This window comes from Pseudomonas sp. GW460-LB5 (assembly GCF_059423245.1).
Genome location: NZ_JBWKXT010000063.1, coordinates 24,475 through 34,124 on the forward strand (window position 1 = coordinate 24,475; position 9,650 = coordinate 34,124).

7 protein-coding genes and 1 riboswitch are annotated in these 9,650 nt (G+C 62.8%); of the genes, 4 read left to right on the plus strand and 3 right to left on the minus strand.

The window, feature by feature from the left end; translation table 11 throughout:
- Positions 1-107 precede the first annotated feature (107 nt).
- Positions 108-923, plus strand: coding sequence for a M48 family metallopeptidase (locus AC07XM_RS26615; protein ID WP_016484893.1), 816 nt, complete (start codon positions 108-110; stop codon positions 921-923).
- Positions 924-1,057: 134 nt separating this feature from the next.
- Here AC07XM_RS26615 and AC07XM_RS26620 read toward each other — a convergent pair whose 3' ends face one another.
- The 3 genes from AC07XM_RS26620 to AC07XM_RS26630 all read right to left on the minus strand — a co-directional run bounded on the left by AC07XM_RS26620 (position 1,058) and on the right by AC07XM_RS26630 (position 3,926).
- Positions 1,058-1,642, minus strand: a complete 585-nt coding sequence (locus AC07XM_RS26620; RefSeq protein ID WP_016484894.1) for a TMEM165/GDT1 family protein — start codon at positions 1,640-1,642, stop codon at positions 1,058-1,060.
- 87 nt (positions 1,643-1,729) lie between these two features.
- A riboswitch (yybP-ykoY riboswitch) is annotated at positions 1,730-1,870 on the minus strand.
- Between the two features lie 39 nt (positions 1,871-1,909).
- A complete protein-coding gene (locus tag AC07XM_RS26625) occupies positions 1,910-2,908 on the minus strand; it encodes a methyltransferase (protein WP_023049459.1) in 999 nt (332 codons plus the stop codon).
- A gap of 52 nt (positions 2,909-2,960) precedes the next feature.
- A complete protein-coding gene (locus AC07XM_RS26630) occupies positions 2,961-3,926 on the minus strand; it encodes a 2-hydroxyacid dehydrogenase (protein WP_070086912.1) in 966 nt (321 codons plus the stop codon).
- Between the two features lie 161 nt (positions 3,927-4,087).
- Here AC07XM_RS26630 and AC07XM_RS26635 point away from each other — a divergent pair, with 161 nt between their 5' ends.
- From AC07XM_RS26635 to AC07XM_RS26645, 3 genes are all read left to right on the plus strand, one after another.
- Positions 4,088-5,770 carry a fatty acid--CoA ligase gene (locus AC07XM_RS26635; RefSeq protein ID WP_060517684.1) on the plus strand — a complete coding sequence of 561 codons (1,683 nt, stop codon included), beginning with the start codon at positions 4,088-4,090 and terminating at the stop codon, positions 5,768-5,770.
- 332 nt (positions 5,771-6,102) lie between these two features.
- The gene (locus AC07XM_RS26640; protein WP_016484898.1) at positions 6,103-7,989 is read left to right on the plus strand and encodes a DUF1302 domain-containing protein; all 1,887 of its coding nucleotides are present in this window, start codon (positions 6,103-6,105) and stop codon (positions 7,987-7,989) included.
- Between the two features lie 25 nt (positions 7,990-8,014).
- On the plus strand, positions 8,015-9,379 hold the full coding sequence (locus AC07XM_RS26645) for a DUF1329 domain-containing protein (protein WP_016484899.1): 1,365 nt from the start codon (positions 8,015-8,017) through the stop codon (positions 9,377-9,379).
- The last annotated feature ends 271 nt before the right edge of the window (positions 9,380-9,650 follow it).

Below are 9,650 nucleotides of genomic sequence, written 5' to 3' on the forward strand. Positions count from 1 at the left end.
TAAGTGCGAGCGCAGGTGTACCCGGATGTGAAGAATCTTCCCTACGGCTATAGCGGGCACTGGCGACTCGGCCTAGGATACGGCGCATGTAAAAAGGGAGTGTTTTCATGCGTAAGTCTTTTGTCGTCAGCCTGCTCAGTGCTGGCATCCTGCTGGCCGGCTGCCAGGCAGTGAACACCACCAGCGGCGGTGCCGTTGGCGTCGAGCGCCAGCAGTACATGTTCAGCATGCTCTCGACCGATGAGGTCAACCAGATGTACGCCCAGTCTTACCAGCAGACCCTGGGTGAGGCATCGAGCAAGGGTGTGCTCGACAAGTCCAGCGCCGATGCCAAGCGTGTGCAGGCGATCGCCAGCCGCCTGATCGCCCAGGCGCCCAAGTTCCGCCCGGATGCCGCGCAATGGAACTGGGAGGTAAACGTCATCAAAAGCGACGAGCTCAACGCCAACTGCGGCCCGGGCGGCAAGATCATCGTCTACACCGGGCTGATCGATCAGCTCAAGCTCACCGATGCGGAAATTGCCGCAGTGGTGGGGCACGAGATTGCCCACGCCTTGCGTGAGCACAGCCGCGAGGCCATGTCCAAGGCGTATGGCGTGGAAATGGCCCGCCAGGGTGCCGGCGCCATTTTCGGCCTCGGCCAAGGCAGCATGGCCATGGCCGACACGGTGGTGAACTACGCCATGACCCTGCCCAACAGCCGGGCCAACGAGAACGAGGCCGACCTGATCGGCCTGGAGCTGTCGGCGCGTGCCGGTTACGACCCGAATGCCGCGATCACCTTGTGGAACAAGATGAGCAAGGCTTCCGAAGGTGCACCGCCCGAGTTCATGAGTACTCACCCGGCATCCGCGAGCCGTATTGCTTCGCTGCAGGCGGCGATTCCGAAGGTGATGCCGCTGTATCAGGCGGCAAAGCAGTAAGACCGCAAGGGGGCTGCTTTGCAGCCCAATCGCCGGCAAGCCAGCTCCCACATGTACTGCACATGGCTTGAGGCCGGTGCGTTCGTGGGAGCTGGCTTGCTGGCGATTGGGGCGCAGCGCGGCCCCTTCAGCATTTAGCCAACCCAGCCACTGGCTTTCATCGCCGAGTACACGGCCACAATTGCCAGCACGAAGAACGCTGTGGCCGCCAGGCGACGGATCAGGGTCAACGGCAGTTTGTCTGCTGCAAAGTTACCCGCAAGAACCACCGGCACGTTGGCAATCAGCATGCCCAGCGTGGTGCCGATAATGACCATGATCAGGTGCGGGTACTGCGCCGCCAGCATGACGGTGGCGACTTGGGTCTTGTCACCGATTTCGGCCAGGAAAAACGCGATCAGCGTAGTCAGGAACGGCCCGAAGCGGCGCGCCGGGTTCTCGTCATCATCCATCTTGTCCGGCACCAGGGTCCACAGCGCAGTGGCGGTGAAGCTCGCGGCGAGGATCCAGTGCAATGCCGAGTCGCTGAAAAAGCTGCCGAACCAGGCGCCCACGGCACCGGCCGCAGCATGGTTGGCCAGGGTGGCGGCGATGATGCCGGCGATGATCGGCCACGGCTTGCGGAAGCGGGCAGCGAGAATGAGCGCGAGCAGTTGCGTCTTGTCGCCGATTTCGGCGAGGGCAACGATAGCGGTGGGGACCAACAGAGATTCCAGCATCAGGATTCCTACGGGGGCGGGTCGACACGGCTATGACACGTACAGCCTCCCCGCCCCGGGTAAGGTGTGCGTGTCATAGGTCTTGTCAAACCCTGGATCCGTCTTTGCGGATCTCTCCATGCGTGCTGGCATGGTGGGTCGCACGCGCCATGGTCTGTTGACCAAGTATGTTGACGCGTACCGGGCGAGCAGGGTGCTCGCGGGAGACTACTCCCCTAGGACGGTGCGGATTCTGCCTAGGCAAAACGCTTTCGGCAAGCGCTGTTTTTATCCGTGTGTTGCCTGATAGATACGGAAACCGTCAGCGTCGTCGCGCACCTGGCAGTTGCCCAGCGCCCCTTCGATCAGCGGCTGGTAGCGCAGGAAGCTGTTGGCAACAAGGCGCATTTCACCGCCTTTTCGCAGATGAACGGCCGATTTTTTCAGCAGATTTTCCGAAGCCTGGTAGTTGGTGTGCACCCCGGTGTGAAACGGCGGGTTACTCAAAATCAGGCTCAGTTCGGTGGGGGCCGCGTCGATACCATCACCGCTGATAACGTCGCCTTCCAGGCCGTTGGCAGCCAGCGTCAGGCGGCTGGCCGCGACGGCGAAGGCATCCACGTCAAGCAGCGTGACCCGGCTTTGCGGATAGCGGCGCTTGACCGTTGCGCCCAATATCCCGGCGCCACAGCCAAAGTCCAGTACATGCCCGCTCGGCAGGCCGTCGAGGTGCTTGAGCAGCAGGGCCGTACCGCGATCAAGGCGCCCATGACTGAATACGCCAGGCAGGCTGACCACTTGCAACGGGCCGTCCTCCAGGGCCAGCTCGAAGCGTTCGGCCAGGCTTTCCAGCGGTTTGGCCACGGGCGCCTGCTCGATCGTGACTTGCCACAGCTGGCAGTGCCGGGCGCTGTCCAGCTTGCGCGGTCTGCCAAAGGCCTGCAGCTGTTTGGCCGCGCCTTCGATGCCGCCGCGTTTTTCGCCAACCAGGTACAGCTCACCGCCGGCCAGGCGCGACGCCAGGGCATTGAGCAGGTAGGCAGCCAGTTCACGGGACTTGGGCAGGAACAGCACGGCGCTGTCGAAGGCCACCTCGGGTGGCTCGACACCATAGTGGCTGCGACCGGCAAAGCGGCTTTCGAGCATGGCGTGATCGCCCGCATGCCATGTCCAGGCCTGGGCCTGCGGCAATTGGCCGAGCAGGCCATCAGCGGGGGCGCCGGCGATCAGCAGCGGGCCCTGGAACAGCTCTGCCTGGCGGAGCAATACTTCACTGCGCGGGTCCATGGACGACGCCTCCTGAAAAAGTGGCGCAGTGTAGCAGAGGCGGGCGCCCCGCTCAGCTGACCACGCGGCGCGGCTGACCGGCGAAGAAGGCTTGGGCGTTTTCACTGAGCTGGCCGACGATGCGTTGGCGCGACTCCACTGCCCCCCAGGCGCTGTGCGGGGTGATGATCAGCCGCGGGATGCGGGGTTCGAGCAACGGGTTGCCGTTGACCGGCGGCTCCACGCTCAGCACGTCGGTGGCCGCGCCGCCCAGGTGGCCACTGCGCAGGGCATCGGCCAGTGCCTGCTCGTCGATCAGGCCGCCACGGGCGGTGTTGACCACCAGGGCACCGGGCTTGAGCAGGGCCAGTTCGCGGGCGCCGAGCATGTGCCGGGTGTGCTCGTTCAGCGGGCAGTGCAGGGTCAGGGCATCGATTTGTGGCAGCAGTTCGTCCAGCGGCAGGCGGTCGGCGCGCTCCGGGCGGCCAGGTATTTGCCCGCTGAGCACGCGCATGCCGAACGCTTCGGCCAGCCGCGCCACTGCGCCGCCCAGTTCGCCGTGGCCGAGCAGGCCGAGGGTTTTGCCTTCCAGCTCGACGATGGGGAAGTCCAGCAGGCAGAACTGGCTGGCCTTGGCCCACTGGCCGTCGGCTACCGCCTGGTTGTAGTCGCACAGGCGAGTGGCCAGGGCCAGCAGCAGGGCGAGGGTATGCTGCGCGACGGACGGTGTGCCATAGCCCTGGCAGTTGCATACCGTGATGCCTTGGGCTCGCGCTGCTGCCAGGTCGACATTGTTGGTGCCGGTGGCAGCGACCAGAATCAGCTTGAGCTGTGGGTTGGCGGCCAGGGTCGCGGCGTCGAGCATGACCTTGTTGCTGACCACCGCCACGGCGCCCTGCAGACGCTGGCTTACCTGGTCAGGGCGGGTTGCATCGAACAGCTCGAGTTCATCGAACTGGCTTCGTAGCGGGGAAAGGTCGAGGTCACCAAGGTCCAGGGACTGGTGATCGAGAAACACGGCGCGACGCGGGCTGGGCATCAGTAAGGCTCCGTTGGCAGGGCAGGGATGATCCATCCCCCGGACAATGCCACTCATACCCCGCGCAGCCAAATCATTCCTTCGGCTGATTTAGCCGTCACATTCGCGAACTACAGTAGTTCCCAGACTTTTCCGGCCCGCTTTTCAGAAAAGGGATACCCATGCTGCAGACCCGCATCATCAAGCCCGCCGAGGGCGCCTACGACTACCCGCTGCTGATCAAACGCCTTTTGATGTCCGGCAGCCGTTATGAAAAAACCCGCGAAATCGTCTACCGCGACCAGTTGCGCCTGACCTACCTACAGCTCAACGAACGCATCGCGCGCCTGGCCAATGTGCTGACCGAGGCCGGGGTAAAGGCCGGTGACACTGTGGCGGTAATGGACTGGGACAGCCACCGCTATCTGGAGTGCATGTTCGCCATCCCGATGATCGGCGCCATTGTGCACACCATCAACGTGCGCCTGTCGCCCGAGCAGATCCTCTACACCATGAACCACGCCGAAGACCGCGTGGTGCTGGTCAACAGCGATTTTGTCGGCCTCTACCAGGCCATTGCCGGGCAACTGACCACCGTTGACAAGACCCTGCTGCTGACCGATGGCCCGGACAAGACTGCCGAGCTGCCCGGCCTGGTGGGTGAGTATGAGCAGCTGCTGGCAGCCGCCAGCCCCCGCTACGATTTCCCGGATTTCGATGAAAACTCGGTGGCCACCACCTTCTACACCACCGGCACCACCGGCAACCCCAAGGGTGTGTACTTCACCCACCGGCAGCTGGTACTGCACACCCTGGCCGAAGCTTCGGTCACCGGCAGCATCGACAGCGTACGCCTGCTGGGCAGCAACGATGTGTACATGCCCATCACGCCGATGTTCCATGTACATGCCTGGGGCATTCCCTACGCTGCCACCATGCTTGGCATGAAACAGGTATACCCGGGGCGCTACGAGCCAGACATGCTGGTCAAGCTGTGGCGCGAAGAAAAGGTCACGTTCTCCCACTGCGTGCCGACCATTTTGCAGATGCTGCTCAACTGCCCGACCTCGCAAGGGCAGGACTTCGGCGGCTGGAAGATCATCATTGGCGGCAGCTCGCTCAACCGTTCGCTTTACCAGGCTGCCCTGGCGCGTGGCATCCAGCTGACTGCCGCGTATGGCATGTCCGAAACCTGCCCGCTGATCTCCGCTGCGCACCTGAACGACGAGCTGCAGGCCGGCAGCGAGGATGAGCGCGTCACCTACCGCATCAAGGCCGGTGTGCCTGTGCCGCTGGTCGAGGCGGCCATTGTCGATGGCGACGGCAACTTCCTGCCGGCAGACGGCGAAACCCAGGGCGAGCTGGTGCTGCGCGCGCCGTGGCTGACCATGGGCTACTTCAAGGAGCCGGAAAAGAGCAAGGAGCTGTGGCAGGGGGGCTGGCTGCACACCGGCGATGTCGCCACCCTCGACGGCATGGGCTACATCGACATTCGTGATCGCATCAAGGATGTGATCAAGACCGGTGGCGAGTGGGTTTCTTCGCTCGACCTGGAAGACCTGATCAGCCGTCACCCGGCCGTGCGCGAAGTGGCGGTGGTGGGGGTGGCCGACCCGCAGTGGGGCGAGCGCCCGTTCGCCTTGCTGGTGCTGCGCGACGGCCAGGCCATCGATGCCAAGGCGCTCAAGGACCATCTCAAGCCATTTGTCGAGCAAGGGCACATCAACAAGTGGGCGATTCCTAGCCAGATCGCCGTTGTTACTGAAATTCCCAAGACCAGTGTCGGCAAGCTCGACAAGAAACGCATCCGCCAGGACATCGTCCAGTGGCAGGCCAGCAATAGCGCGTTCCTGTCCACGCTGTAAACGCCGTGCGGGTCGCGCGCGTCAGAACGCGACCCGCACGCTAGAGGCCTCGGCACCTTGCCAAATGGCAGAAATGCGCCATCCTTGAGCTCTGCCAGCCCGCAACCGGGACAACACTGCAGCGAGTTGGCGGCATGGAGCGCAAATCACACTTTAGAGGGATCAAGCGCCTGTGCCTTGCTGGCTATAGTCGGGGCCAGGGGATTTTCAGGAATGGGGGAGGGCGATACGCGCAAGCCGTGTCGCCGCAGGTGAAAACCTGCAAACCGGTCGCTCGGGCCGTTCTTGAAAGGACTCACTGCCATAACAATAAAGTACATGGAGTAGCGTCGATGAAATCTGCAAACCTGTTCTGGCGCCGGGCCAAGTTGCCCTTGGCCGTCAGCCTTGCTTCCACGCTCGCAAGTCCTGCTTTCGCTGTCAGTTTCAACATTGGTGAAATCGAAGGGCAGTTCGACTCGTCGCTCTCCATCGGCGCCAGCTGGTCGACGGCCAACCCCAACAAGAACCTGATCGGGGTGAACAACGGCGGCAAGGGCCTGTCGCAGACCTCTGACGATGGCCACCTGAACTTCAAGAAGGGCGAAACCTTCTCCAAGATCTTCAAGGGCATCCACGACCTTGAACTCAAGTACGGCGATACTGGCGTGTTCGTGCGGGGCAAGTACTGGTACGACTTCGAATTGAAGGACGAAGGCCGCGAGTTCAAGGACATCAGCGACTCTGGCCGCAAGGAGGGCGCCAAGTCGTCCGGGGCCCAGTTGCTCGACGCCTTTGTCTACCACAACTATTCCATCGGCGATCAGCCGGGCTCGGTGCGCCTGGGCAAGCAGGTGGTGAGCTGGGGTGAGAGTACCTTCATCGGCGGCGGCATCAACTCGATCAACCCCATCGACGTGTCGGCGTTCCGCCGCCCGGGGGCCGAGATCAAGGAAGGCCTGATCCCGGTCAACATGTTCTACATCTCGCAGAGCCTGACCGACAACCTGTCGGCAGAGGCCTTCTACCAGATCGAGTGGGACCAGACGGTTGTTGATAACTGCGGTACGTTCTTCTCCCAGCCGGACATCATTGCCGACGGCTGCACCGACAACCTGCGTGTGCTCAACAGCAGCCGTACGGTGCCTGGTGCGGCCCAGCAGTTCCTCGCCACGCGGGGTGTGAACATCAACGAGGAAGGGGTAATGGTGCGCCGCGGGGCCGACCGTGATGCCCGCGACAGCGGCCAGTTCGGCGTGGCACTGCGCTATATGTTCGACCCGCTGGACACCGAGTTCGGTGCCTACTTCATGAACTACCACAGCCGCGCGCCGATCTTCAGCGCCACCGGTGCCCCACCGTCGGTGTTCGCCGGCCTGAGCGCGCTGCCTGCACAGTTGCGGGCGCTGGCTCCGCTGATTGTGGCCGGTAACTCCGAATACTTCGTCGAGTACCCCGAGGACATTCGCCTGTACGGCCTGAGCTTCTCCACTACGCTGCCCACGGGTACGGCCTGGAGCGGTGAAGTCAGCTATCGCCCCAACGCCCCCGTGCAGCTGAATACCACCGATATCCTGTTCGCGGGTGTGCGTCCGATTGGTGGCGCACTGAGCAACGCTTCGCTGCTCACCGGTACCCCCGGGCAAGACCTGCACGGCTACCGTCGCAAGGAAATCACTCAGTTCCAGACCACTCTGACGCACTTCTTTGACCAGGTCATGGGCGCCAGCCGCATGACAGTGGTGGGCGAAGTGGGGGTCACCCACGTGGGTGGCCTGGAGAACGCCCGCGAGACCCGCTATGGCCGCGACCCGGTCTTCGGGCCCGGCCCGCTGCCTGCCACCGGCGGCGCGGACACCTGCCAGGCACTCAATACCAGCACCATCGCCGGCGCAGGGGCCGGGGCGTCCACCACCAACCTGAATCGCAAATGCGAGAACGACGGCTATACCACCAGCACCTCCTGGGGGTATCGCGCCCGGGTCATCTGGGACTACAACGACGTCTTCGCCGGGGTCAACCTCAAGCCCAGCGTGGCCTGGTCGCATGACGTTTCCGGCTATTCGCCAGGCCCTGGTGCCAACTTCGAGGAAGGGCGCAAGGCAGTCAGCCTGGGCCTGGACGCCGAGTACCAGAACACCTACACGGCGAGCCTGTCGTACACCAACTTCTTCGATGGCAAGTACAGCACCGTGGATGACCGTGACTTCGTCGCGCTCAGCTTCGGCGTGAACTTCTAAGCACACAGATCCAGGACGACACGACATGAACAAGACCAGAAGTCTGCTGCAAGCCGGTGTACTGGGCCTGTCCCTGCTGGCGACCAGCGTCATGGCTGCGGTATCCGCCGACGAAGCGGCCAAGTTGGGCAGTACCCTGACCCCGATGGGGGCTGAAAAGGCTGGCAATGCCGATGGCTCGATCGGCCCTTGGGAGCCGCTGTCGAAGAGTGCGGGCAGCGTCGACGGCAAGGGTTTCCTGGCCGACCCGTATGGCAGTGAAAAGCCGCTGTTCACCATCACTGCGCAAAACGCCGAGCAGTACAAGGACAAGCTTTCGCCGGGCCAGATGGCCATGCTCAAGCGCTACCCGGATACCTTCAAGATCCCTGTATTCAAAACCCATCGCGGCTCCACGGTACCTGCGGACGTGTTCGCTGCCATCAAGAAAAACGCCACCCAGACCACGCTGACGGAAGGCGGCAACGGTTTGAACAACTTCGACACGGCGGTGCCGTTCCCGATCCCGAAAAACGGCCTGGAAGTGATCTGGAACCACATCACCCGTTACCGGGGGGGCAGTGTCAGCCGCTTGGTGATCCAGGCCACGCCGCAGCAGAACGGCTCTTTCAGCCCGGTTTATTTCTCCGACCAGTTCGTGTTCCGCGACAGGATGAAGGATTACGACCCAAAAAACCCGGGCAACATCCTGTTCTACTTCAAGCAGGAAGTGACCGCGCCAGCGCGCCTGGCCGGGACCGTGCTGCTGGTGCACGAAACCCTCGACCAGGTGAAGGAGCCGCGCAAGGCGTGGATCTACAACGCCGGCCAGCGTCGCGTGCGCCAGGCGCCGCAAGTGTCGTACGACGGCCCGGGTACCGCCGCCGACGGCCTGCGTACCTCGGACAACCTGGACATGTTCAACGGTGCGCCGGACCGCTACGACTGGAAGCTGGAAGGCAAGAAGGAACTGTACATCGCCTCCAACGCCTTCAAGCTGGATGACCCCAAGCTGAAGTACGCCGACATCATCAAGGCCGGGCACATCAACCAGGACCTTTCCCGTTACGAACTGCGCCGCGTCTGGCATGTGGTCGCAACCCTGAAGCCGGGCCAGCGGCACATCTACGCCAAGCGTGACTTCTACATCGACGAAGACACCTGGCAGGCCGCAGTGATCGACCAGTACGACGGTCGTGGCCAACTGTGGCGCGTGTCCGAAGCCCATTCCCAGCCGTATTACAACAAAGAGGTGCCTTGGTACACCCTGGAAACCATCTACGACCTGCAGTCGGGTCGTTACCTGGCCCTGGGCATGAAAAACGAAGAGAAGCGCGCCTACGATTTTGGCTTCAGTGCCAGCAAGGCGGACTTCCAGCCTGCGGCGTTGCGCCAGTCGGGTATTCGTTGATCTGAACACTCCCCACTGCATGTGATCTCCAGAACGCCCCGGCCTGCCCGGGGCGTTTCTGTTTCCTGCTCCGGCGATAATTTCCAGTCAAACACAGGCCCTGTAGCAGCAGCCTTGTGCTGCGAAGAGGCCGGTAAGGCTAAAGACTATCTTCGGCTGCAATGGCCTCTTCGCAGCACAAGGCTGCTCCTACCGGTACTGCACTGGCCTTGAAAGCTGTGCAATCCCTGTGTGAGCGGGCAATCAATCTGCTGAATACCCACCCAAACCC

Coding starts and splice junctions, on each gene's coding strand:
- AC07XM_RS26615 (WP_016484893.1), top strand. CDS start 108: ATGCGTAAGTCTTTTGTCGTCAGCCTGCTCAGTGCTGGCATCCTGCTG.
- AC07XM_RS26620 (WP_016484894.1), bottom strand. CDS start 1,642: ATGCTGGAATCTCTGTTGGTCCCCACCGCTATCGTTGCCCTCGCCGAA.
- AC07XM_RS26625 (WP_023049459.1), bottom strand. CDS start 2,908: ATGGACCCGCGCAGTGAAGTATTGCTCCGCCAGGCAGAGCTGTTCCAG.
- AC07XM_RS26630 (WP_070086912.1), bottom strand. CDS start 3,926: ATGCCCAGCCCGCGTCGCGCCGTGTTTCTCGATCACCAGTCCCTGGAC.
- AC07XM_RS26635 (WP_060517684.1), top strand. CDS start 4,088: ATGCTGCAGACCCGCATCATCAAGCCCGCCGAGGGCGCCTACGACTAC.
- AC07XM_RS26640 (WP_016484898.1), top strand. CDS start 6,103: ATGAAATCTGCAAACCTGTTCTGGCGCCGGGCCAAGTTGCCCTTGGCC.
- AC07XM_RS26645 (WP_016484899.1), top strand. CDS start 8,015: ATGAACAAGACCAGAAGTCTGCTGCAAGCCGGTGTACTGGGCCTGTCC.